Origin of the sequence: Aeromonas sp. 604176 (assembly GCF_049170755.1) — a bacterium.
GTDB classification, from domain to species: Bacteria; Pseudomonadota; Gammaproteobacteria; order Enterobacterales; family Aeromonadaceae; genus Aeromonas; species Aeromonas veronii_A.
Map to the genome: position 1 here is coordinate 15,256 of NZ_JAAKNE010000033.1, position 24,708 is coordinate 39,963.

At 59.9% G+C, this 24,708-nt stretch carries 19 protein-coding genes; 17 read left to right on the plus strand and 2 right to left on the minus strand.

The features are described from left to right. Nucleotides 1-4 precede the first annotated feature (4 nt). From G5358_RS08210 to G5358_RS08240, 7 genes are all read left to right on the plus strand, one after another. Nucleotides 5-1,366, plus strand: coding sequence for an MATE family efflux transporter (locus tag G5358_RS08210; RefSeq protein WP_013723595.1), 1,362 nt, complete (start codon nucleotides 5-7; stop codon nucleotides 1,364-1,366). After that, on the plus strand, nucleotides 1,363-1,953 hold the full coding sequence (locus G5358_RS08215) for a hypothetical protein (RefSeq protein WP_204382038.1): 591 nt from the start codon (nucleotides 1,363-1,365) through the stop codon (nucleotides 1,951-1,953). Before G5358_RS08210 ends, G5358_RS08215 begins: the two co-directional genes overlap by 4 nt. A gap of 285 nt (nucleotides 1,954-2,238) precedes the next feature. Further along, on the plus strand, nucleotides 2,239-2,454 hold the full coding sequence (locus tag G5358_RS08220) for a YdcH family protein (protein ID WP_005337763.1): 216 nt from the start codon (nucleotides 2,239-2,241) through the stop codon (nucleotides 2,452-2,454). Nucleotides 2,455-2,697: 243 nt separating this feature from the next. Continuing rightward, nucleotides 2,698-3,810, plus strand: a complete 1,113-nt coding sequence (locus tag G5358_RS08225) for a sugar ABC transporter substrate-binding protein (protein WP_227342340.1) — start codon at nucleotides 2,698-2,700, stop codon at nucleotides 3,808-3,810. Then, nucleotides 3,807-5,945: a diguanylate cyclase domain-containing protein gene (locus G5358_RS08230; RefSeq protein ID WP_421323934.1), complete on the plus strand. Its 2,139-nt coding sequence runs from the start codon at nucleotides 3,807-3,809 to the stop codon at nucleotides 5,943-5,945. Before G5358_RS08225 ends, G5358_RS08230 begins: the two co-directional genes overlap by 4 nt. A gap of 139 nt (nucleotides 5,946-6,084) precedes the next feature. Further along, complete coding sequence (locus G5358_RS08235) at nucleotides 6,085-6,744, plus strand: YceH family protein (protein ID WP_005347246.1); 660 nt, start codon at nucleotides 6,085-6,087, stop codon at nucleotides 6,742-6,744. A gap of 84 nt (nucleotides 6,745-6,828) precedes the next feature. Then, nucleotides 6,829-7,386: a HutD family protein gene (locus G5358_RS08240; protein ID WP_421323935.1), complete on the plus strand. Its 558-nt coding sequence runs from the start codon at nucleotides 6,829-6,831 to the stop codon at nucleotides 7,384-7,386. 114 nt (nucleotides 7,387-7,500) lie between these two features. On the opposite strand, the gene azu is transcribed toward G5358_RS08240, so the two are convergent. Continuing rightward, nucleotides 7,501-7,941: an azurin gene (gene azu / locus G5358_RS08245; RefSeq protein WP_005337768.1), complete on the minus strand. Its 441-nt coding sequence runs from the start codon at nucleotides 7,939-7,941 to the stop codon at nucleotides 7,501-7,503. A 329-nt stretch (nucleotides 7,942-8,270) separates the two neighbouring features. Here azu and G5358_RS08250 point away from each other — a divergent pair, with 329 nt between their 5' ends. Then, the gene (locus tag G5358_RS08250; protein WP_216978405.1) at nucleotides 8,271-9,326 is read left to right on the plus strand and encodes an FAD:protein FMN transferase; all 1,056 of its coding nucleotides are present in this window, start codon (nucleotides 8,271-8,273) and stop codon (nucleotides 9,324-9,326) included. A gap of 61 nt (nucleotides 9,327-9,387) precedes the next feature. On the opposite strand, the gene G5358_RS08255 is transcribed toward G5358_RS08250, so the two are convergent. Continuing rightward, nucleotides 9,388-9,813: an Hsp20/alpha crystallin family protein gene (locus tag G5358_RS08255; RefSeq protein ID WP_103250619.1), complete on the minus strand. Its 426-nt coding sequence runs from the start codon at nucleotides 9,811-9,813 to the stop codon at nucleotides 9,388-9,390. A gap of 295 nt (nucleotides 9,814-10,108) precedes the next feature. On the opposite strand from G5358_RS08255, the gene G5358_RS08260 reads away from it, so the two are divergent. From G5358_RS08260 to G5358_RS08300, 9 genes are all read left to right on the plus strand, one after another. Then, nucleotides 10,109-11,755, plus strand: coding sequence for a tetratricopeptide repeat protein (locus G5358_RS08260; protein WP_337072802.1), 1,647 nt, complete (start codon nucleotides 10,109-10,111; stop codon nucleotides 11,753-11,755). 65 nt (nucleotides 11,756-11,820) lie between these two features. Continuing rightward, nucleotides 11,821-12,783: an ion channel gene (locus tag G5358_RS08265; RefSeq protein ID WP_216978403.1), complete on the plus strand. Its 963-nt coding sequence runs from the start codon at nucleotides 11,821-11,823 to the stop codon at nucleotides 12,781-12,783. Nucleotides 12,784-12,898: 115 nt separating this feature from the next. Further along, entirely contained in the window at nucleotides 12,899-13,705 is an 807-nt protein-coding gene (gene xthA, locus G5358_RS08270) for an exodeoxyribonuclease III (protein WP_421323936.1), read from the plus strand. Nucleotides 13,706-14,067: 362 nt separating this feature from the next. Beyond that, nucleotides 14,068-15,225 carry an efflux RND transporter periplasmic adaptor subunit gene (locus G5358_RS08275; protein WP_421171953.1) on the plus strand — a complete coding sequence of 386 codons (1,158 nt, stop codon included), beginning with the start codon at nucleotides 14,068-14,070 and terminating at the stop codon, nucleotides 15,223-15,225. A gap of 9 nt (nucleotides 15,226-15,234) precedes the next feature. Then, nucleotides 15,235-18,345 carry an efflux RND transporter permease subunit gene (locus tag G5358_RS08280; protein ID WP_100645526.1) on the plus strand — a complete coding sequence of 1,037 codons (3,111 nt, stop codon included), beginning with the start codon at nucleotides 15,235-15,237 and terminating at the stop codon, nucleotides 18,343-18,345. 116 nt (nucleotides 18,346-18,461) lie between these two features. After that, on the plus strand, nucleotides 18,462-19,214 hold the full coding sequence (locus tag G5358_RS08285) for a substrate-binding periplasmic protein (protein WP_421323937.1): 753 nt from the start codon (nucleotides 18,462-18,464) through the stop codon (nucleotides 19,212-19,214). A 57-nt stretch (nucleotides 19,215-19,271) separates the two neighbouring features. After that, on the plus strand, nucleotides 19,272-19,772 hold the full coding sequence (locus tag G5358_RS08290) for a hypothetical protein (RefSeq protein ID WP_227342331.1): 501 nt from the start codon (nucleotides 19,272-19,274) through the stop codon (nucleotides 19,770-19,772). 296 nt (nucleotides 19,773-20,068) lie between these two features. After that, entirely contained in the window at nucleotides 20,069-21,601 is a 1,533-nt protein-coding gene (locus G5358_RS08295; protein WP_421323938.1) for an efflux RND transporter periplasmic adaptor subunit, read from the plus strand. A 73-nt stretch (nucleotides 21,602-21,674) separates the two neighbouring features. Next, nucleotides 21,675-24,708, plus strand: a 3,034-nt coding sequence (locus G5358_RS08300) for an efflux RND transporter permease subunit (RefSeq protein WP_421323939.1), incomplete at its 3' end; no start/stop codon positions are given.

Sequence of the window (24,708 nt, forward strand, 5' to 3'; positions counted from 1 at the left end):
TGCCATGCAATCTCAATCCCACGCAGGCCCGGGCACCCTCTTTGCGCTGACCTGGCCGCTCTTTATCGATCTCGCCCTGCACTTTCTGACCGGTGCCCTCAATACCTTCATGGTAGGTCACGTCTCCTATCAGGGAGTGGCCGCGCTGGCGGTCGGCAATCAGGTGTTCGATCTCGCCATCACATTGTTCAGCTTCGTCAGCATCGGCACCAGCGTGGTGATCACCCAGTATCTGGGGGCCGGCGATCGGGAGAAGAGTCGGGTGGTGATCCACACCGCCATCGGCTTCAACCTGCTGATCGGTCTGGTGGCCGCCATCGGTGTGATGGCGGGGGCCAGCACCATGCTGGCGCTGATGAACCTGCCTGCCAACCTGATGAGCGACGGGACGCTTTACTTGCAAATCATCGGTCTCTGCCTGTTACCGGAGGCCGCAGCCCTCTGTCTGGCGGCGACCCTGCGCGCTCACGGCCACACCCGTCAGGCGATGTATGTGACCCTCATCGTCAACCTCATCACCTTCGTCGGCAACCTGCTGCTGCTCTACGGCTGGTTCGGCCTGCCCCAGCTTGGCGTCGCCGGTGTCGCCATCAGCACGGTCGCGGGCCGCCTGATCGGCGTGGTGCTGCTGGTGTGGCTGGTAGCCCGCAAGACCGGCATTCGACTGGTGGTGCGTGATATCGTCCACCCCAGCCGGGAGATGCTGGGCAAGGTGCTCCATATCGGCCTGCCTGCTGCAGGGGAGAATCTCTCCTGGATGCTGCAGTTTATGGTGGTGACAGCCTTTGTCGGACTGCTGGGTGACAAGGCGCTGGCGACCCAATCCTACTTCTTCCAGATCTGCCTGTTTATCCTGCTGTTTGGCCTCTCTATCGGCCTTGGCAACGAGATCATCATCGGTCATCTGGCAGGTGCCAGGCAGTTCGATCGCGCCTATCAACAGCTGCTCAAGAGCCTCAAGCTCGGGCTGGCAGTCACCTGCGTCATCGCCGTGGCGGCTGCCCTCAATGGCCGTACCATCATCAGCCTCTTTACCGATGATGCCGACATCATCACCCAGGTGGCGCAACTGTTTCTTATCAGCCTTATCCTCGAGCCCGGCCGCACCTTCAATCTGGTGGTGATCAACGCCCTGCGGGCCACCGGGGATGCCCGTTTCCCCCTCTACATGGCGTTGCTCTCCATGTGGGGAATTGCCGTGCCACTCTCCTATTTCCTCGGTATCATGCAGGGTTATGGACTGGTCGGTATCTGGCTGGCGCTGGCCTGCGACGAGTGGGTGCGCGGTCTGGCCATGTTCTGGCGCTGGCGCAGTCGTCGCTGGCAAAACAAAATTCTTGTTGAAACAAAAGCGGAATCACAATGAAGAAGATAGGACTCTTGCTGGCTGCCATCCTGCTCAGCCCCCTGGCCATGGCGCAAACTGCCCCTGCCGCTCCCAAGGCTCAAGCCACCCAGACCTGGTATGTGGCCCCCATCGCCATCGATGAAACCAGCGACGCCCAGAAGGCGCTGACCAAGGACTTCATGGCCCAGATGATCAAGACCATCAAGATCAACGAGTACCAGACCGGCAAGGCGGTGGGCAACACCAAAAAGCCCAAGTGGCTGATCCGAACCAAGTTGATCCCCGCCAGCAACGAGCCGCTGGTCGGCAAGAAGCACCCGCAGGGTCTCACCTACGGCAAGGGCAATCCGACCCAGGAGATCGTCGGCGAGCTGCTGATGAATGGCACCCTGGTGGCTCACATCGGCCAGGGTTGGCGCGAGCCTATCGTCCCGGGCACGCCGGTGGCTGACAAACTCTCCATCGCCAACTATCGCTACGCCATCGGGGATCAGGCCAAGTCGGCGGATCTGGAGGAGCTGGCCGCCCAGATTGGCTTTGAGGCGGGCAAGGTGATCCACCGCGACGGCAAGCCGCTGCCCGAGAAGAAAAAGAAAAAAGAGTAAACGCCATACCGGTTACATGAAGGGGCTCTATGCCCCTTTTTTGCTGCCGTTTACCGGCTAACGGCCATCATCCCGCCGTCACAACTGTGATCAGGATTCCAGTTTTTCCCTCTCCCTCTGACTAATGAATGTCTGATCTGCTTTTGATTCAAGAAGTTAAAAAACATACTCTTTATGCAGCAAACCATTGTTGCCGAATTGGATCCGGATCACATTTATCTGGGGGGGTAAGGGGTAGTTTGGTCTCTAAGGCACAATCAAACGAAACCAAGGAGGCTCCATTACATGTTCCCAGAGTACAGAGAACTTATCTCGAAACTGAAGAGCAGTGATGTCCATTTCCAGAAGAAGTTTGACTTGCACAACGACCTGGATGCGGAGATTAGAAAGCTGGAAAAACATCACGCCAGCGACTATAGCGCCGAGGTGAGGGATCTGAAAAAACAGAAACTCAAACTGAAAGAGGAGATATACGACATCCTCAAGCAACATCCACAATAGATGCCTCGAAGATAATCCGGATAAGCAATTTATCCCTCAGCCCGGCCCAAGCGCCGGGCTTTTTGTCTCTTAACTCAATTAGTTGATCCACCACACTACCGACAGGAGCGGTTGTTTGTTACATTTTTCATTTCTGATCCAAGGTACAGATGTGATGGTAACATGACCATAGATCGCGTTTTTTATCATCTTTTGCTGCTTTGCATCTTCTCTGGCATTCAGCCACTGCGGGCCCAGGAGCCAGTGCTGGAGTTGTGGCACTCCCAGCAGGCCGGGTATGTGATCGACGACGTGGTCACCCGCTTCAATCAGGAAGGCAATCACAAGGTTCACGTCACCCAGATCGAGCCGGGCAAGATCAAGGCAGATATCCTGCTGGCGGCTCAGGCAAGGGGGCTGCCCGACCTGATGCTGATCCCCTCCGATTTTATCGGCCTCTATCGCCAGATGACCCTCGCCCCCATCCCGGCCGAGTGGTTTTCCCCCGCGCTGATGGCCAGCGCCCTGCGTTATGTCACCCTCGACCGGCAGCGCTGGGGCATGCCCATGATGCAGGGCAACCATCTGATGCTGTTTTACAACAAGACACTGGTCTCAACCCCAATCACCCGCTGGCAAGAGCTGAACGCCATTACTCCCCCCTTGCTTGCACAAGGGGTCTCCCCCGTCAGCTGGCCCTATCACGACATGTACTACTTTGCGGCGTTTCTGCTTACCTTTGGTGGCTCGCCGGTGACCGAAGGGCGCATCACTCTCGACACCCCGGCCATGGTTCAGGCACTGGAAGCATACCGTACTGTCGCCAGAGAGCAGTGGGGCGATCCCGACTGCGACTATGATACCGCCCTGGCCCGTTTCAACGAGGGCAAGAGTGCCTATCTGGTCAATGGGGACTGGGCTTTCAATGACCTGGTGAAAAACATGGGTGAACGGCTTGGGGTGGCCCTGCTGCCTCACTGGGAAGAGCGCCCGATGCACTCCATGAGCGGAGCCTACGTTCTCAGTGTTTCTCGTTGGGCAATGGCAGATGAAGAGCGGCAGGCCGTCATCAAAGCCCTGATGGCCTTCATCCAGCGGGACGATAATCAGCAATTGATCTATCGGCAGGGAGCGCTGTTGCCAATCAATCAGCGGGCTTTTGCCGCCATCAACCAACACCCCGCCCCGCACGAAAAGGTGCTGCTGGAACAGTTTACCCTCAGTACTCCCATGCCTTCCGACAGTGCCATGTCCATTGCCTGGCAGGCGATGGACAAGGGGTTCGAGCGTTTCAAGGAGGGAAGCAGTGCTGCTGATGCGGCCCGTTACATGCAGCAACTGGCTGATCAGCAATACCGGCAGGTCAAGTCAAAATGAGCCACCGTACCTTTCGTCTCGGCCCCACGCTCATCGTCATCCTGTTCACCGTTGCCCTGCTGCCTGCGCTGCTGGTGAGCGGCATATTGCTGGCTCGTCAGCACCAGATCATTGCCCAGAGCGAACAATCCCAGCTGGAACGGGCCCTCACCAGCATGACCCGTGAGGCACGCTTTCGCAGCGAGCTGATCGGCACCCAACTTCAGCAACTCAGCAACGACCGGGTGCTCAATCAGGCACTCGAGAATTTTCTCTTCTCCAGTCATGCCCGGCTGGCGCTGGCTACCTTCATCAAGTCCAACAGTTTACTGACCTCGGCCTACCTCATCGATGACAAGGGGTTGGTGGTGGAGTACATCAACGGCCGGGCCTCCCACCTTGAATCGAGCAACCTGATGCCACAGCTGATGGCCTGGAGCAAGACGCGGGAAGCCAAACAGGGTAAACATCTGCTGATGCCTGTGGATGATCCCCTGCTGATCGGCGATATGGAGCAGGACCGCAGCGGCGGACTGGCGCTGGTGGCCCCCATCTATCGCAATCACCAGCGTGCTGGCGTGATGCAGACCCCTTCCGGCTTCGTGATGGCTATCCTCCCCTGGCGACAGATGGCCCAGCTGCTGGAACCCTATCTCAAGGGGAGCGAGTATCTGGTCATTTCACAAGGAGATCCCCCTCTCTACGAGGGCTCACATGACAACACCAGAGACATGGATGACCGGATCCCCAGCCAGATGGCGCAGCTCTTGACCATCGGCTGGCCACAACTTGCAGAGATGATTACCCCCACCATCACCCTCTACAGCTACAGCGATGACAGGGTTAGCGAGCTGAACAAATCCCAGCAGCTGCTCACCATCAGCATCGCCGTCATGTTGCTGCTGGTGGCCATCGGCTGTGTCTGGCTTACCCGCTGGCTCACCCGACCGCTGCGCTCGCTGGCCGCGCTGGTGCGCAGCTATGGCAAGGGCAACTACCAGCAACGGCAGGCACCGCTGCGCTTTGTGGAGTACGACGAGGTACGCCAACTGCTGCAGGAGATGGCCTACACCATCTCGGCCCAGGTGCGGGCACTCTATCAACAGAACGAACAACTGCAGCAGGCCAACAGCGAGAAAGAGGCCTTCAACCAGCGGCTGCTCGGCTTCAATGACGAGCTGGAGCAAGAGGTGGCATCCCAAACGACCGCCCTGCGTTCGGCCCTGAGCCGGGAGGAGCGCAGCCGCCATGTGCTGCAATCCTGGCTGCAGTTCGGCCTGCACCAGCAGCTGGATGTGGATATCGCCGAGCTGGCTAGCTCCGCCCTGTTGCAGCTCTCCCAGCTCTATCCCGGTCACCGCTGGGGGCTGGTGATCCGCCGCGATGGCCAGCCCCACTACTCCCTGACCCAGGGGGTCGATGCTCCCTTGCGGGATGCCCTGCAGGAGAAGCTGACCCAACTGATGGATGAGGAGGTCAAACACTCCGAATGCCAGTGGGATAATGCCTCCTGGAAGATCATGACCCTACCCGGCAGCCAAAGCGGTGTGCTGTTTGGTTATCTCATGGTGAGCGCCGAGGGGCTGGAGTCCGAAGACAGGGCCATCTTGCGGTTGTTTGCCAAACAGCTGGCGGTAGGCATCGAGGGGCGCCTCTTCACCGACGAGCTGGCGCGGGTCGCTCGCACTGATAACCTCACCGGCCTCCCCAACCGACAGGCGTTCGAAGAGGCGTTTCATCACTATCAGACGGTGCTGGCGCGCCATCCGGAACGTCACCTCGCGCTCTTCATGCTCGACCTTAACGGCCTCAAACGCACCAACGACCAGTATGGGCACGAGGCGGGCGACGCCCTGCTGATCCAGATGGCACGACTACTGCGCACGCTGTGCCGACAGAATGAGAGCATATTCAGAATGGGAGGAGACGAATTCGTGCTACTGGCGGAGGCGGATCACCTTGCCTGCCAACAGCTGGCAGGCAGACTGGAGGCAAGCCAGCAGCACGCCATCGTGCAACATGGGGAGCACAGATTCCCGCTGCGTTTCGCCATCGGCTGGAGCAGTAGCGACCAGACCCCGTTGGCAGAGCTGAGCCGGGTGGCGGACGACGCCATGTATGCCGACAAAGCCCGCTTCTATCAGGGGCAACGCTAAAAGCGGTGACCTCCGGCGTTGGCGAGCCTTTCGCCAACCCCCTGATTAGCTCGCAAAAATGGTGCGCAACGCTAGACGCGGCGCAGACCATGACTAAGATAGGGGGCTCTTGATATCGCGATTTGCTAGGGAGTAGGAAATGGAGTTAGTACTTGGCCCGCTGGAGGCCCGTGTCATCGGGTGTCTGATTGAAAAAGAGATCTGCACCCCGGATCAATATCCCCTCTCCCTTAATGCACTGGTCAATGCTTGCAACCAGAAGAGTAACCGTGAGCCGGTACTGGATCTGGCCGAACTCGATATCCGCGCCGTGGTGGACGAGCTGATCCGCCGACGCCTGGTAGTCAACACGGCAGGTTTCAATGCCCGGGTACCCCGCTACCAGCACAGATTCTGCAACACCGAGTTTGGTGAACTGAAATTCGATGCGCAGGAACTCGGCATCATCTGCGAGTTGCTGCTGCGCGGCCCACAAACCCCGGGGGAGCTGCGTTCTCGCACCAATCGCCTCTGCAGTTTTGATGACGTGACCGAGGTAGATGCCGTACTCAATCGCCTCATCGAACGTGGCCCTTACGTGGTCAAACTGCCACGTGAGCCGGGCAAGCGCGAATCCCGCTACGCCCACCTGTTCAGCGGTGAGGTGGATATCCAGGCGATGATGGATGCCACCCCTGCGGCTGCCTATGCCTCCCCGGCCGCCGACCGCCTGAGCGAGCTGGAGCAGGAAGTAAGCGAGCTCAAGAGCCGTCTCGCCGCCATAGAAGCACGACTGGCTGCACTGGATGGTCAGGGCTGATCGCCCTTACCATCGCCCATCTCTATCAGGGAGCCGGGGTTGATGTCACCGGCTCCCTGCGTTTTTTATCGTGAGGAAGTGCCCGTGATCACCCTGATTAAAGAGTCTGACCACCAGAAGATGCCCTGGAAGAACCAGCAGGGCACCACCAGCCAGATCCTCATCTCCCCCAAGGGGAGCAGCCTTGCCAAACTCGACTTTGACTATCGGCTGAGCTCGGCCCCCATCAAGAGTGCGGGCCCCTTCTCCCCCTTTCCCGGCTATCAACGCATTTTGCTGCCGGTAAGCGGGGCTGGCTTTGTGCTCAACGGCCACCCCTACGCCACCTTCGAGGCGGCGCACTTTAGCGGCGACGAGGAGACCCACTGCGAGTTGCTGAAAAAAGAGGTGACCGATCTGGGGCTTATCTACCATCCGGATCGCATCAGCGCCAACGTGCGGGTGCTGAACCTCCCCTTCCCGCTGACCCTGACCCTCGAGCCAGGGAAGACCTACCTCTGTCACCTGCTGAGCGGCCAGCTGACCGTGCAGGGCAAAGAGGTGGCCATCAACGAGACGCTGATGGTGACCGGTGAAGAGAGCATTCACTTCGAATGCCAGAAGAAGAGCTCCATCGCCTTCTTTACCCTGCAGGCCAAATAGCGCGAAAGTCGGCTGTGCGCAGTCATGCCACGCCACAACAAGCGACAGATATGAAAAAGCCGGGAAATCCCGGCTTTTTCTATTGAGGCGACCGGCTCGATGCCGGTCAGCACCTTAGTTGACCTTGAATGAGCCCTTCATCATGGCGAAGTGGCCGGGGAAGGAGCAGAAGAAGGTGAGATCCTTGCCCGCCAGACCGTCGGTCTTGAAGGTGACGCTGCTGCTCTCGCCACCGCCGATCAGCTTGGTATGCGCCAGCACGCGGGGATCATCCTTGGGCAGATAGCCGTTCTCGGCCCCGGCGCTCATCCCCGCCGTCGCCACAGTCTGATAGTCTGCGGTGCTGGCCAGCACCCAGTTATGGCCCATGGCGGTCACAGGCAGCTTCCCGGTATGGTTCAGAGTGACCGTCACCTCCTTGCAGGTGGCCGGAACGCTCATCTCTTTGAGGTTGTACTGCATGGCATCATTGCCTTCGATGACCAGTGCGCACTCATCGGCCAGAACCGGGGCAGCCAGAGTACTCAGAAACAGCAGGGTAATCGCCTTTTTCATCATCTTCTCCTTTGATTGGCAATGGATGGCAACAGCGTGGCGTATATGCTTCGCAAAGATGCCGTCTAAATCGACCTTCATTTTACTCAATTGTTTTCAATCGGCGATGGGTTTTGGCCAAAGCTGCGGGCCAGGTCACCAGACGGTGCTGTACTCGCCACTATCTCCCATCACGGATGGACGATACGACCCGCTACAGCAACAGGTTCAAAACTGTTTAATTTTTTCTGCTCTTTTCCCCCCGATTGCCCCTATTAGGGCTCGCCCGGCGAGCGCCCCTTGGCTAAGCTAGCGCCCCGATATGAACCTTCTCCAGATGAGAGCGCCGGATGATTGCGATGACCCCCGTGGCGGCCCTGCGCGGCCTGCTGCTAACCCTGCTGCTGGCGCTGACCGGCTGCCAGCCGACCCCGCCAGCCCAGACCCGTATTCAGGGCAAGACCATGGGCACCTACTATGTGGTGACCCTGAGCGATAGCTACCCCGGTGGGGAGCCCTCCCTCAAAAGCGATGTAGAGAGTCTGCTGGCCCGGATGAACAAGGAGATCTCCACCTACGATCCCGACTCCCTCATCTCCCGATTCAATCAGGGGCCCGCCAATACCCCGTTTGCCATCCCGCCCGCCATGGCCATCATAGTCCAGCAGGGGATTGATGCCGGTAAGCTGACCGATGGCAAGCTGGATGTGACCGTGGGGCCGCTGGTCAATCTGTGGGGATTTGGCCCGGACAAACGCCCGGTCAAGCGACCCGATGAGGCGGCCATCGCCGCCGCCCGCCACAAGGTGGGCATCGACAAGCTGACCCTGACCCCGCAAGGGGATCACTTCCTGCTCGAAAAAACGATCCCGGATCTCTATCTCGACCTCTCCACCCTGGGCGAAGGGGCTGCATCGGATGAAATCGCCGCCCTGCTCGAGGGCAAGGGGGTACACAACTACCTGATCGAAGTGGCCGGTGCGGTGCGCAGCAAGGGCAACAACAGCAAGGGTTCACCGTGGAGAGTGGCCATCGTCGAACCTTCCGATCAGCCGGGAGCGTTTTCCGATATCGTCATCCCCAACGGTATGGCGCTCAGCACCGCAGGCAGCTATCGCAACTACTACGAGATAGATGGACAGCGTTACTCCCATATCATCGACCCCGCCACCGGCCAGCCGGTCACCCACAAGCTGGTCTCCGCCAGCGTGATCACCCCGACCGCGCTTGAGGCTGACGCCCTCGATACCGCGCTGATGGTGATGGGGCCCGAAGCGGGTATGGCATTTGCCAAACAGCACAAGCTGGCGGTCTATCTCATCATCAAGACCGAACAGGGGTTCAAGGCCAAGTACACGCCCCAATTCGCCCACTATCTGGCGAAGCAACCGACAGAAAAGCACTGATAAACAGAAGGCCCCGATAACGGGGCCTTCTCATTACGGTTGATGATGAACTTGTCACGGGCTATTCGATGGTCACCCGGTGAGGGGCTGGCGTTTCCACCTGCTTGGGCAGTTGCAACGTGAGGATACCGTTCTCGAACCTGGCGCTGACCTTGTCCAGCGCCACCTCGACCGGCAACTCCAGAGTGCGTGAAACACTGCCAAAATAGCGTTCACTGCGCAGTGTTCGCTCATCCTTGTTCTGGCTGTCAAACTGGCGGATCTCCGCTTTCAGCGTCACCTGTTTACCATGGATATCCACATGGATGTCCTCTTTGGCAACCCCCGGCAACTCGGCTTGCAGCACATAGTTGCCATCACTCTCCTTCAAATCCAGCCTGATCTGGCTCGGCAAGGGGTCCCCGTGCAAGGGGCGAATATAGAAGCCGGACGCCATATCGCGAAACAGGTCATCGAACAGACTGGTACGGCTTGGTAGCAAACTCATCTCTGATCCCTCCGTGATTCATGGACTAACAGAGGCAGGCCCTGATACCTGCCTGATGGGGCCTATATGTGACCGGGGCTTGTCGTTGCCCCCTCTATCAGTCTAAAAAGTGTGCCGCGTGCTGCCACCCCATCTGAGCTTTATTTGATATGGATCAACCACATCGCCCTGGCCACCAGGCACAGAGCGTGACATGGAAACTGAAAGTTGCGTGACAAAAGCACATTGATTGCCACTTGACACGCTTTGGTGGCACACTTTCTCCCATCAACCCGTAGCGCCTCGACCCAGAACAATGCAGACACCGGAAAACGCGTCAGAAAAGAAGAGCCCTGCCAAGCCACAACGCATTCTGATGGTCAATGAGCAGCGCTCGTTTCAGGTGATGATGAAGGCGATGCTGCTCAATCTGGGTATCAGCAACATCACCTACTCCAATACCGCCGAGGATGCGCGACGCCGCTGCCAGAAGGGCAGCTTCGATATCTATCTCATTGATTACGATCTGGGGATTGGCGAGAACGGGCGGCAGCTGCTGGAGAGCCTGCGGGATCAGAAGCTCATTCCGCCCCAGAGCGTGGTGATCATGGTGAGTGGCGACAGCTCTCGCGCCATGGTGCTGAGCGCGCTGGAAGCCGAGCCCGACGAATACCTGATGAAGCCCTTCTCCCAGGAGCAGTTCTCGTTTCGCCTCAAGCGGGCCCTCGCCCGGCGCAACGCCCTGGCCAGCGTCTTTACTGCGCTGGCTGATAACAATCTGGCGACCCTCATTACCGCCTGTGCCGAGCGGGCTGATGCTGTCCCCCGTTTTGCCAACTACTGCCGCTGCCTGCAAGCTGATACCCACCTCAAGCTGGGTCAGGCACAAGAAGCACGCGCCCTGATGCGCCAGCTGCTGGCCGGGCAGGAGAACAGCTGGGCCCGCCTGACGCTGGGCAAGGCGTGCAATACTCTGGGACTTCATGAAGAAGCGGTCAGCCATCTGCAGGCGACCCTCAAAAATACCCCGCTGATGGTGGAAGCACACCTCTGGCTGGCGGAATCCCAACTCGCCCTCGGCAACGATGAACTGGCACAACAAGAACTTAGACGAGCGGTGGATATCTCCCCCCAGTCGGTGCAGCTCTCCCGTCGGCTGGCGGAAGTGTGCCTGCTACGCCACGACTACGCTCAGGCCAAGGATGTGCTGCTGTCGCTGATCGATCTGTCGCGTAACTCGATCCACCGAACCCCCCACTATCTGGGTGCCTATATCCAGACCCTGACCCTCTACGCCCTCAACAGCAACGACAGCTATCATATCGCCAACCTGCAAAAGCAGGTCAACTCGGCCCTGTCGCGCATCCGCGATTCGCTGATGATGTCGGAGTTCAACTACCCGGTATTCGAGCAAATCTGTCAGGCCCGAGTGCAAATTGCGCTGGGGGAGCTGCTCAAGGGCAAGAAGATGCTCTATCGCGCCAACCAGAACTGGCTTGATGAACCGGCCACCATGCCCCCTGCCCTGCTTGGCGAAACCATCCTCGCCCTCTATCAGCTCGGCGAGTTCGAATATGCCGAGAGCCTGCAGGGACTGCTGGCAAAGGATGAAGACCGGCTGCTTACTACCTGCATTCAGGCAACCCGTGATGATAAAACGGTGCTGGAGCGGCGTCAGCGCTACCAGCAGCTCAACGATCTGGGGATCAAGGCCTATCAGAGCGGCGAGCTGGAACAGGCGCTCGGTCACTTTCGCGAGGCGCTGCGCCGGGCCCCCGCCAATACCGGTGCCGCCCTCAACAAGATCCAGGTGTTGCTGCAACTGATGCAGAAAAACCGCAAAAGCCCGGAGTTTGGTATCGAGTGCAAAGACACCCTGGACGTGCTCGACGGCATCCCCCTCAACCCGGCTCAGCAGGAGCGTTTTCGCAAGCTGCGTCAGGAGTTTAACCAGTTCAACTAAGACGCCGTCACGCCCCCTTTTCCCGCCTATGCTGAAACCAGTACGGTAATGCGAGGGAAGCGAAGATGGCGATGTGTCGTTATCTGGTGGCCGATGGCCGCCACTGCAGTGAAGAAGCTGGCGAGCACGATCTTTGCAAGTGGCATGATCCCCATGGACCTCATCAGGAAGCCCGCACCGCCGAGGCGCTCGAACAATACGTTCGCGCTGGCGGTCTATGTCACGGCCTGCAGCTGTCACGGGCCAATCTGGCTGGCCTCAATCTGGTCAACAAGGAGTCCGATCAGGGATTCTTGCTAGAGCAGTGCAACCTCTATCGCGCCAACCTGCGCGGGGGTCACCTCTACGGCCTGCGCATGAAAGGGGGCAGCCTGATGAAGGCCGATCTCAGTGATGCCAACCTCCAGTGCGCCACCCTCGATGACGTCAATCTGCTCGGCATCCGCTGGCACAACACCCGGCTCGACAACATGCAGACCGGCAAACGGGTGATGCAGGATCGCAAGGGGCGCCGTGAACGGGATCCCAAACAGGCGCGCATCTGGTTCAAGGAGGCGGAAGAGACCTACCGGGATCTGCGCAAAGCCTCCGAGGCGCAGGGGATCTTCACCATGTCCGGCAACTATATCCAGCAAGAGCTCACCATGCGTCGCCTGCAACTGCCGTTCTGGTCGACCCAGCGCTTCACCTCCTGGGTGGTCGATCTCTTCTGTGGCTATGGCGAGGCTCCGATGCGGGTGGTGCTCTTCTCGTTGCTGCTCATCTTCATCTGCAGCATTTTTTACTTCTTCTGCGGCCTTAACTTCGCGGGCAATCATCTGATATACCGACCAGAAGCCTCTCTTGAAGAAAACGCCATCTTCCTGCTGGAGTGCCTCTACTACAGCGTGGTCACCTTCACCACCCTGGGTTATGGCGACTTCACTCCGGTCGGGCTTTCCAGGATCTTTGCCGCCTTTGAAGCCTTCACCGGCAGCTTCACACTGGCGCTGTTTGTGGTGGTATTCGTCAAAAAGATGACCCGCTGACACCTCTACCCACACCGCGGTGCCTGCCACTGATGCAGGCCCGCGGCCAAACTTGCATCCACCGCCGATTCCTAGTCCAATAGCGACTTATAAAAATGACATGAGCATCCCGGACATGAAGATCATCTCTTTCAATATCAACGGCCTGCGCGCCCGTCTGCACCAGTTGCAAGCCATCATCGACAAGCACCAGCCCGATGTGATCGGCCTGCAGGAAATCAAGGTCCATGACGAGGCCTTCCCGCTGGCCGATGTGGAGGCCATGGGCTATCACGTGGAGTTTCACGGCCAGAAGGCTCACTACGGGGTCGCCATCATGAGCAAGCTGAAACCGGTCAAGGTGGAGAAAGGCTTCCCCACCGATGACGAAGAGGCCCAGCGCCGGATGATCATGGCCACCTTCGAGCGCGAAGACGGCTCTCTCATCAAGGTAATGAACGGCTACTTCCCGCAGGGTGAAAGCCAGGATCACGAGACCAAGTTCCCGGCCAAGCAGAAGTTCTACGAGGATCTGCAGCACTATCTCGAAACTCATCACACGCCGGACGACCAGCTGGTGCTGATCGGGGATATGAATATCTCCCCCACCGATCTCGACATCGGTATCGGCGAAGCGAACCGCAAGCGCTGGCTGCGGGATGGCAAGTGCTCCTTCCTGCCCATCGAGCGCGAATGGATGGAGCGGCTGAAAGGGTTCGGTCTCACCGACACCTTCCGCGCCGCCAACCCTACCGAGTGCGAGCGTTTCTCCTGGTTTGACTACCGATCCAAGGGCTTTGACGAGAATCGCGGCCTGCGCATCGACCTCATCATGGCCTCCGACGCCCTCAAGGACAGCGTGACCGAGACAGGTATCGACTATGAACTGCGCGGCATCGAGAAACCCTCCGACCACGCTCCCATCTGGGCCTGCTTCGCCTGATTGAGTGCGGGCGAGGGCTCCTCTCGCCCGCTACAATTATCCCCCTTTTTCCTCCTGACTATTGTCATCGCACGCACTATCCTGTCGGCAATCTAGTTCTCATATGATACTCTTTACTCCATTTTCCAGCAGCAGAACGGCTTCTGTTGTGAAGAACAGAGAGAACTTTTTCGATCAAGCAGCTTGGGTTCAATGTTCATGCTCTATGATTGAAAAACTTCAATAATCCAATGAGTTAATTTGTAATCATGAAGTTAATCACGTCAGCCGAAAAAAAAGGTGTGCATGATGGCCGCAATCGGGCCAACAGGAGTGAAATGATGATGGAGCCAAACACCAGAGCAGGATTATTCAAACAGGGGATGCTCGCTCTGACGCTGGCCGGTGCACTGGCCGGCTGTGGCGGGGAAACAAACCAGACGGTGCAAACCATGCCGGCCGTGCCCGTGGTAGTCAACGAGGCGACCCTGACCGATGTGCCGCTCACCACCGAGATGGTGGGCGAAACCGCCGGTTTTCGCGAGATCGATGTCCGCTCCCGGGTCAGTGGCATCCTGCTCAAGCGCACTTATGTAGAAGGCCAACCGGTTACCGCCGGCCAGCAACTGTTCCTGATCGACCCCGAGCCCTACAAGGTGGCGCTGGAGCAGGCCAAAGGCACCCTGGCCCAGGAGCAGGCCAGGCTCAACAAGGCTCGCGCCGATCGGGATCGCATCATTCCCCTCTTCAAGCGCCAGGTGGTAAGCCGCAAGGACTATGACGACACCATCGCCAACTATGAAGCGGCCATCGCCAGCCATCAGGCCGCTCAGGCCAAGGTGAAGGAGGCCGAGCTCAACCTCAGCTATACCAAGGTCACTGCCCCCATCAACGGCATGGCGAGCAAGAGCTCCCAGTCCGAGGGGAGCCTTATCTCCACCAGTGGCGACAACGGCCTGCTCACTACCATCACCCAGTTTGATCCGCTCTACGTCAACTTCTCCTACTCGGAGCAGGATCGCCTCGATTTCGAGAACTCGGTCAAGAGAGGGACCATTGAAGCCAAGGACGCCACCAACTGGCGCACCCATATCCGCCTGGCCGATGGTTCTGTCTACCCACAAGCGGGCAAGCTCAACTTCTCCGACAACCGGGTCGATCCCCAGACCGGCACCATCCGTGCCCGCGCCATCTTCGATAACAAGGACGGCGTGCTGCTGCCCGGCCAGTTTGTCCGTATGACCATCGATCTGGGCACCCGCAAGAATGCCATAGTGGTGCCGCCCCGCGCTATCGTCCAGTCCCAGGCTGACCGCATGGTGATGGTGGTCGATGCCGAGAACAAGGTGATCCCCCGTCCGGTCAAACTGGGCCCGGTGGTCTCCGAGGGGGTGCTGATCGACAGCGGCCTCAATGCCGGTGACCGTTACATCGTCGAAGGCTTGATGAAGGCTCGCCCCGGCAGCGTGGTGAAACCTGTCTCTGCCGACGAGATGAAAGCCATCACCGCCAAGATGGTCAGCCACTCAGCGGCCAAGTAAGGAGCTCGTATGTTTTCCAGGTTTTTTATCGAGCGTCCCATCTTCGCCAGCGTGATTTCCATCATTATCGTGCTGGGCGGATTGGCGGCAATGCGCTCGCTTCCCATCGAGCAGTACCCCCAGATCACCCCGCCGGTGGTCTCGGTGACCGCTTTCTATCCGGGGGCCACTCCGGAGGTGATCTCCCAGACTGTCGCCGCACCGCTGGAGCAGCAGATCAACGGCGTCGAGCGGATGATCTATATGCAATCGGGTTCGGCCTCCAACGGCCAGATGAACCTCAACGTCTACTTCGAGATCGGCACAGATCCGGATCAGGCCACCATCAACGTCAACAACCGGGTATCGGCCGCCATGGCCCAGCTGCCGGAAGAGGTGAAAAAGCAGGGGGTAACGGTCAAGAAGAAATCGACCTCCATCCTGCAGGTGGTCACCCTCCAGTCGCCGAACGGCTCGTTTGATACCACCTATCTGTCAAACTATGCCCTGCTCAACATCATCGACGAGCTCAAGCGGATTCCCGGCATCGGTGATACCACTCTGTTTGGCGGTACCGACTATGCGATGCGCATCTGGTTGCGGCCGGATCGACTGGCCCAGCTCGAACTCACCCCGAGTGATGTGATTAGCGCCATCCGCGAGCAGAATACCCAGTTCGCGGCAGGCAAGATCGGCGCTCAGCCCACCTCGACCCCCATCGACTTCACCTACACGGTGCAGACCAAGGGTCGCCTTGAAGATGTGAAAGAGTTCCAGAACATCATAGTTCGCTCCATGCCCGATGGCTCCAAGATCCGGGTCCGCGATGTCGCCCGGGTCGAGCTGGGGGGCAAGGATTATGATCTGGTGGCCCGCGCCAACGGCAAACCGGCCATCGGTATCGCTACCTATCTGCAGCCCGGTGCCAACGCCGTAGCAGTCGCCGATGCGGTGCACACCACCATGGAGCGGCTCAAGGAGCGCTTTCCGCAGGATATCGAGTACCAGATCCCCTACGACACCACAGAGTTTGTGAAGATCTCCATCGAAGAGGTGGTACACACCCTGTTCGAGGCGATCGTGCTGGTGTTCGTGGTAGTCTACCTGTTCCTGCAGAACTTCCGCGCCACCCTGATCCCCTGTATCGCGGTGCCAGTGTCGCTCATCGGGACCTTCGCCGGCATGCTGGTGCTCGGTTTCTCCATCAACCTGCTGACCCTGTTCGGCATGGTGCTCGCCATCGGTATCGTGGTGGATGACGCCATCGTGGTGCTCGAGAACGTCGAGCGGATCATGAGCGAGAAGAAATGTTCGCCCAAAGAGGCTGCCATCCTCGCCATGCAGGAGGTCTCAGGTCCGGTGGTCGCCATCGTGCTGGTGCTTTGCGCCGTGTTCCTGCCGGTCGCCTTTATGGGTGGCATGACAGGGGTGATGTACAAGCAGTTCGCCATCACGGTCGCGGTCTCGGTGGCCATCTCCGGTCTGGTGGCTCTGACTCTCTCTCCGGCCTTGTGCGCCGTGTTGCTGAAAGAGGGACATCACAAACCGGCCCGTTTCTTCGTCTGGTTCAACGATAAATTTGACCAGCTGACCCGCGGCTATGTACGGGGTGTGGCCTTCCTGAACCGTCGGGTGGGGGTCGCTTTTGCCATCATCGCCGTACTGTTGCTCTCCATCTACGGTCTCTTCCTGAAAGTGCCGGGCGAGCTGGTACCGAACGAAGATCAGGGCTACCTCATCTCCGCCGTCATGCTGCCGGATGCCGCCGCCATGAGCCGGACACAGGCAGTGGCGGATCAGTTCGACAAGCTCGCCATGGCCAATCCCAATGTGAAGGATGTGATCACCTTCTCGGGCTTCGACATCCTCTCCAACGCCATCATCAGCAACAGCGGTCTCACCTTCATTACCCTGAAGGACTGGAGCGAGCGCAAGGGGACAGGCCAGGACTCCTTCGATCTGGCCAAAACTCTGCAGGGGATGAGCCTGATGGGGCTGGCTGACGGCTTTGTTGCCTCCTTCAACCCGCCCCCCATCCAGGGGATGTCCACCACCGGCGGACTGGAAGGCTACCTGCAAAACCGGGGTTCCGGCAGTGCCCAGGAGTTTTCGGGCGAAGTACAGCGCTTCCTCGCCGCCGCCAAGGAGCGCCCCGAGTTTGCCAGTGTCACATCCACATTCCGTGCCAATGTGCCGCAGGTCTATCTCGACCTGGATCGCGAGAAAGCCAAGGCGCTGGGGCTGCCGATCAATGCGGTGTTCGACACCATGCAGGCCACCTTCGGTCAGGTCTATGTCAACGACTTCAACCAGTTTGGCCGAACCTACCGGGTACAGTTGCAGTCCGAAGCTGACTACCGCGCCAAGAAGAGCGATATCCGCAACGTCTACGTGCGCTCCAACACCGGCGAGATGATCCCACTCAGCAGCCTAGTGACGGTCCGTGATGCCACTGGCCCCGAGCTGGTAGAGCGTTTCAACATCTTCCAGGCAGCCAAGATCATGGCACAGCCGGCACCCGGCTACAGTTCGGGTCAGGCGATCGCCGCACTGGAAGAGGTGGCCAACAGCACCCTTGGCAACGATGCCAAGCTGGAGTGGACCGGTTCCGCCTATCAGGAGAAGGCCTCTGCCGGTAGCGCAGGCATGGCGTTCGGCTTCGGTATTGTGATGATCTTCCTCATCCTGGCAGCCCAGTACGAACGCTGGAGCCTGCCGTTTGCGGTGATCACAGCCGTACCGTTCGCCCTGTTCGGCGCCCTGCTGGCCACCTGGCTGGTAGGACTCACCAACAACGTCTACTTCCAGATCGGGCTGGTGACCCTGGTGGGCCTTGCCGCCAAGAACGCCATACTGATTGTGGAATTCGCGGTGATGAAGCACGAGGAGGGGATGAGCCTCATCGAGTCGGCACTGGAGGCGGCGCGCCTGCGTTTTCGCCCCATCGTGATGACCTCGCTGGCCTTCATCCTCGGCTGTGTGCCGCTGGTCACCTCCAGCGGTGCCGGTGCCGCAAGCCGTCACGCTCTCGGCTGGCCGGTCATCGGCGGCATGCTGGCCGCCACCTTTATCGCCATCTTCTTTATCCCGCTCTTCTTCCGCCTCATCATGAAAGGGTCGGAAAAACGCGCCAAGCCGTAACGCTCTCCACGGGCGTGCCACCGATAACAAACTACCCCCGCCCGTGCGGGGGTATTTTTTTGTCTGCGGTGTGCTTCAATGACACACATCGAGACTTTTTTGCACAGGATTCGGATATGCTGGCTCAGCTCTGGCTCGCGACGACCTTGACGACCACTACCCTCTCCGCCTGTGGTCATCACGATTATCCCCCCTGGAACTGGCTGAGCGATGGCAAGATCATCGGCGTTTGTGCCGAAGTAGTCAGTACCCTCTATCAACGGTTGGGTTTCAATGTGGATCTCTCCTATGTGGGCCCCTGGGCCCGCTGTCAGCAGAAAGTGGCGAAAGGAGAGGTCGACATCAATATCTGTGCGCTGCGCAACGAAGAGAGAGCACACTACTCCCGCTTTACCCGAACGCCCATGGCCATCAATGACATGGCGGTGTTCGTGCGCCAACCCGGCAGCCGCTTGCTGCAGCGACGGGAGGATCTGACCGGACTGCGGGGAGCCATGATGATAGGCGTCAGCCTTGGCAGCGAAATGGATGATTTTTTGCAAGCAAATACCCGCATCTACAGGGTCAACTCCCTCAAGCAGGTATTTGGCCTGCTGGCCAGTAACCGGGTCGACTTCGTTCCCTATGGCCGCTCTTCCGGCCGCCTGTTTTTGAGCGAAAATTACCCGAGCAGCGGAATGACTGATCTGCAGTGGCCACTGCAGCGCGGTGAGCTCTATATTTCTGTTTCACTACAATCTCCCCATCTTGGCACCCTCGAACAGCTGGAACCCATGCTGCAAGCGCCGGGCATGAGGCAGTGGATAGATCAGCTGCTGGAGAAATACAGCGACATCTATCTGCAACAACAGCGCCAGCCCTCGCCTTGACCTTCTCCCAGAAGCAAGGTTTAGAGTCTGGATACCAGATCCTGAAGGATGACCGGATTGTCACTCACCCAGCTTGCGACAAGATTGCCCTCTGCCCTGCTAGCCCGGCTATTGCTGGCGCTGCTGCTCGTGTGCAATCTGACCCTCTGCATCAGCTGGCATGCTTCTCCCCTCTCCTCCGAGACGACCCAAAGCAGCCCCCTGCCAATGGTGATGTTGGATTCATCCATGGCGATGGCGGATGGCGAGAGCTCTCATGCGATGCCCGCAATGTCTCACCCGAGCGATACCATGGCCCTCTCCTGCCATCAGGGAGACGAGGGGTCGGCCATGGGCGATGAGTGCCAGATGCAGACCGGCGTCAATGCCCTCTCCTTCGGCGCGATAGCTCTGCTGGGTGTATTGGTCGCCCTGCTGATCTTCCCCCTGCTACTTGGCAGTAACTTCGCAACTGCACTGCTTGATAACTGGTTGCGGGATCCCTTCCTGCGATCACGCGGTACCCATCCCCCCTCCTGGCCGCGCCGACACCTGATGTTGTCGGTGCTGCGACACTAGAAAGATCTTCTCTTGCGGCAGCGGCAAGCCTCGGCTTGCCCGTCTCCTGCCGCCTTGCCTGACCCTGCGCCCCGGCCAAACCGGTCCGCTCACAGGGAGCCGTGCGCACTGATACAGTTGCGCCCCGTTTGCCGCCACCCCCTTTGGTGATGCCTTGCACCTCACCCGACCGGCGGCCTGCAAAAGAGAAGACGTATTATGTCACCAGCCCACTTTTCACCGTCCAAGGTTGCTGCCTTTGCGGACGCATTACCCTCCTGCACTTTCTGCATGCAGACCCGCGCCGGAGGCCAGTCATGAACAAGACCGTCCTGATGTCGGCCCTGCTACTTGCCCTTGGCGCTGGTGGCGGCTACTGGGCCGCCAAACAGACCTCCGATGGCGCCAGCGCCAAAGAGAAGACGCCCCTTTACTGGGTCAACCCCATGGATCCCCGCGACAAGCGTGATGGTCCCGCCAAGGACAACATGGGGATGGACTTTATCCCCGTCTATGAGGAAAAACAGGGCGGCTCACCGGGCACCGTCACCATCAGCCCCGAGATCCAGCAGAACCTGGGGGTGCGGCTGGCCAAAGTGGAGAAGCTGCCTATTCACCAGCAGATCGAGACGGTGGGCTATGTCGGTTATGACGAGGACAGGCTGGAGGCAGTCAACGCCCGCATGGCAGGCTGGATCCGCACCCTCGCCATCAAGAGCGAGGGGCAGCAGGTGAGCAAGGGGAGCCTGATTTACGAGCTCTACGCTCCGGATCTGGTCAATGCCCAGCACGAGTACCTGCTCGCCCTCAACACAGCCAACCCGCTGCTGCTGCGCGCCGCCGAGGGCAAGCTCAAGTCCCTGCAGGTACCGGCGGATCAGATTGCGGCCCTCAAGCGCACCCGCCAGGTGCGCGAAACCATCAGCATTTACGCCCCCAGCAGCGGTTATGTCTCCGAGCTCAAGGTGCGCGAGGGCCAGTATGTTGAGCCCGCTGCGGCGCTCTTTAACATCAGCACCCTCAAGCAGGTGTGGGTCAGCGCCGAGGTGTTCGAGCGCCAGGCCGACCAGCTGAAGGTGGGGGATCCGGTCACCATGACTCTCGACTATGCCCCCGGCCGCAGCTGGCAAGGTAAGGTGGATTACCTCTATCCGACCCTCGATGCCGCTACTCGCACCCTCAAGGTGCGGCTGCGCTTTGACAACCCGGACGAGTTTTTGAAACCCAATATGTTTGCCAAGGTGAGCATTCGCACCGGGCAGGGAGAGCCGCAATTGGTGGTGCCGAGCGAAGCGGTGATCCGCACCGGCAGTCAGGATCGGCTGGTGCTGGCACTAGGGGATGGCAGCTTCAAGTCGGTCGCCGTCACTCTCGGCCCCCAGTTTGGCGACAAGGTTGCCATCAAGGCAGGGGTAGAGGCTGGGGATAACATCGTCAGCTCTGCCCAGTTCCTGCTCGACTCCGAGTCGGCCATCGATTCGGACTTCCAGCGCATGACGGCGGTACGCCCAGCCCAAGTGTGGACTCAGGGCGAGGTTGAAAGCATCGATCTGGCCAACCGCACCCTGATGGTCTCCCACCAGCCCATCCCCGAGTGGCAGTGGCCCGCCATGGAGATGGAGTTCACCGTCGCCGACGGGGTCGATATCAGCAAGCTGGTCGAGGGGCAGACCCTGCACCTGCAGGTGATGCAGGAGGGGGATGAGTACCGCATCACTACCATCCATCAGGAGCAAGCGCCCGCTACTGACGGCGACGCCAAGCCAGCAATGGATGAGATGGAGAAGATGGAAGGCATGGACCATAGCCAGCATCAGATGACGATGCCCGCGATGGAGAAGAAATCATGATCCCTGCCATCATTCGCTGCCTAGCAGGCAACCGCTCTCCGCTCTCTGCACCCAATGAGCAAGGAGCCCAACCATGATCCCCTCGATTATTCGCTGGTCCGTGGGCAACCGCTTTCTGATACTGCTATTGACCCTCATGCTCACCGCCTGGGGGCTCTGGTCGGTCAAGCAGACCCCGGTGGACGCCCTGCCGGATCTCTCCGACGTGCAGGTGATCATCAAGACCTCCTACCCGGGCCAGGCGCCCCAAGTAGTTGAGGATCAGGTGACCTACCCGCTCACCACCGCCATGCTGGCGGTGCCGGGGGCCACCACGGTGCGCGGCTACTCCTTCTTCGGCGACTCCTTCGTCTATGTGCTGTTTGACGACAACACCGACCTCTACTGGGCCCGCGCCCGGGTGCTGGAGTATTTGAGCCAGGTCGCGCCCAACCTGCCCGCCTCCGCCCGTCCCCAGCTCGGCCCCGATGCCACCGGGGTGGGCTGGGTCTATCAGTACGCGCTGGTGGACAGAACCGGCAAGCATGACCTCAGCCAGCTCACCTCCCTGCAGAACTGGTTCCTCAAGTACGAGTTGCAGACGGTGGAGGGGGTCTCCGAGGTCGCTACAGTCGGTGGCATGGTGCGCCAGTATCAGGTGCGGGTCGATCCGGACAAGCTGCGCGCCTACGGCATCCCGCTCTCCCTTATCGAAACCGCCATCAAGCAGGGCAATCAGGAGACCGGCGCCTCCGTCATCGAGATGGCGGAAGCGGAGTACATGGTGCGCTCCAACGGCTATCTCAAGAGCGTCGAGGATCTGAAGCAGATCCCGCTCGGTACCAATGTGCGCGGCGCCCCGCTGCTGCTGGGTGACGTGGCGGATGTGGTTACCGGGCCCCAGAGCCGGCGTGGTCTGGCCGAGCTCAACGGTGAAGGGGAAGTGGTGGGTGGCATCATCGTCATGCGCTACGGCGAGAATGCCCAGCACACCATCGACGGGGTCAAGGCGCGGCTCGCCCAGCTGAAAAGCAGCCTGCCGGAGGGGGTCGAGGTGGTCACCGTCTACGACCGCTCCGACCTTATCCAGCGCGCCATCGACAACCTCTCCGGCAAGCTGGTGGAGGAGTTCGCGGTGGTGGTGCTGGTCTGCCTCGCCTTCCTGTTCCACCTGCGCTCGTCGCTGGTGGTGGTCATCTCCCTCCCTATCGCCATCCTGACCGCCTTTATCGTGATGCACCTGCAGGGGATCAACGCCAACATCATGTCGCTCGGCGGCATCGCCATCGCCATCGGCGCCATGGTGGATGGCGCCATCGTGATGATCGAGAACGTCCACAAGCACATGGAGCGGGAGGCGCTCACCGACAAGAACCGCTGGCGCATCATCACCGAGGCGAGCATAGAGGTGGGGCCCGCCATCTTCTTCTCCCTGCTCATCATCACCATCAGCTTCCTGCCGGTGTTCGCGCTGGAGGCGCAGGAGGGGCGGATGTTCCACCCCCTCGCCTACACCAAGACCTACGCCATGGCGGCGGCGGCCGGGCTCGCCATCACGCTGGTGCCGGTGATCATGGGCTACTTCATCCGCGGCAAGGTGCTGGCCGAGCAGGCCAATCCGCTGAATCGCTGGCTGAGCCAGGGCTATGTACCGCTGCTCAAGGCCGTGCTGGCCCGTCCGAAAACCACCCTGGCCATCGCCGCCGTGGTGACGGTGGCGGGCTTCTGGCCGCTCAAGTACCTGGGCTCCGAGTTCATACCGCCGCTCGATGAGGGGGACATCATGTATATGCCCACCACCGCGGCCAATATCTCGGTGGGCAAGGCGCGGGAGATTTTGCAGCAGACCGACAAGCTGATCCGTACCGTGCCCGAGGTGCAGAACGTGTTCGGCAAGGCAGGGCGCGCCGAATCGGCCACCGACCCCGCCGATCTGGTGATGATGGAGACCAGCATCCAGCTCAAGCCCCGGGATCAGTGGCGCCCCGGCATGACCCCGGAGAAGCTCAAAGAGGAGCTCGACTCCCTCATCCGCTTCCCCGGTCTCACCAACGCCTGGGTGCCCCCCATCAAGACCCGCATCGACATGCTGGCCACCGGCATCAAGACCCCGGTCGGCATCAAGATAGCGGGGCCCGATCTCAAGGTGATCCAGCAGCTCGGCCAGCAGCTGGAACAGATCGTCGGCAAGGTGGAGGGCGCCTCATCGGTCTATGCCGAGCGGGTGGCCGGTGGCCGTTATGTGAAGGTGGACATCGACCGACTGAAAGCGGCCCGCTACGGCCTCAATATCGCTGACGTACAGGCGGTGCTCGCCACCGCGGTGGGCGGCATGGAGGTGGGCCAGACCATCGAGGGGCGCGAGCGCTACCCCATCAACCTGCGCTACCCCCAGAGCTATCGCGACTCTGTGGCCAGCCTGGAGCTGCTGCCGCTGGTGACGCCGAGCGGTGCCCGCATCGCGCTGGCGGACGTGGCGCGGGTCTACATCAGCGACGAGGCGCCCATGCTGCGCAGTGAAAACGCGCGCCTCAACGGCTGGGTCTACGTCGACATTCGTGGCCGCGACATCGGCTCTTTCGTGGCAGAGGCCAAGGCCGAGGTGGGCAAGCAGCTGGTGCTGCCGGCGGGCTACGCCCTCACCTGGTCCGGCCAATACGAGTACATGGAACGGGCCAAGGCGCGCCTCGCCTACGTGGTGCCGCTCACCATCGCCATCATAGTGCTGCTGCTCTATCTGGCGTTTCGCCGCTTCCAGGAGGTGCTGCTCATTCTCACCACCTTGCCGCTGGCGGTGGTGGGCGGGATCTGGACCCTCTGGCTGCTCGATTTCAACCTCTCGGTGGCAGTGGGGGTGGGCTTTATCGCCCTGGCCGGGGTGGCGGTGGAGACCGGCGTCTTGATGCTGGTCTACCTCAACCACGCCTGGGGTGACCTCGTGGCCAGCGGCAAGCCGGACCAGGCGGGCCTGCACCGGGCGGTGATCCACGGCGCCGCCCTGCGCCTGCGCCCCAAGATGATGACGGTGGTGACCATCATCGCCGGCCTGTTGCCCATCATGTGGAGCCACGGCACCGGCTCAGAGGTGATGCAGCGCATCGCCGCCCCCATGATCGGCGGCATGGTGA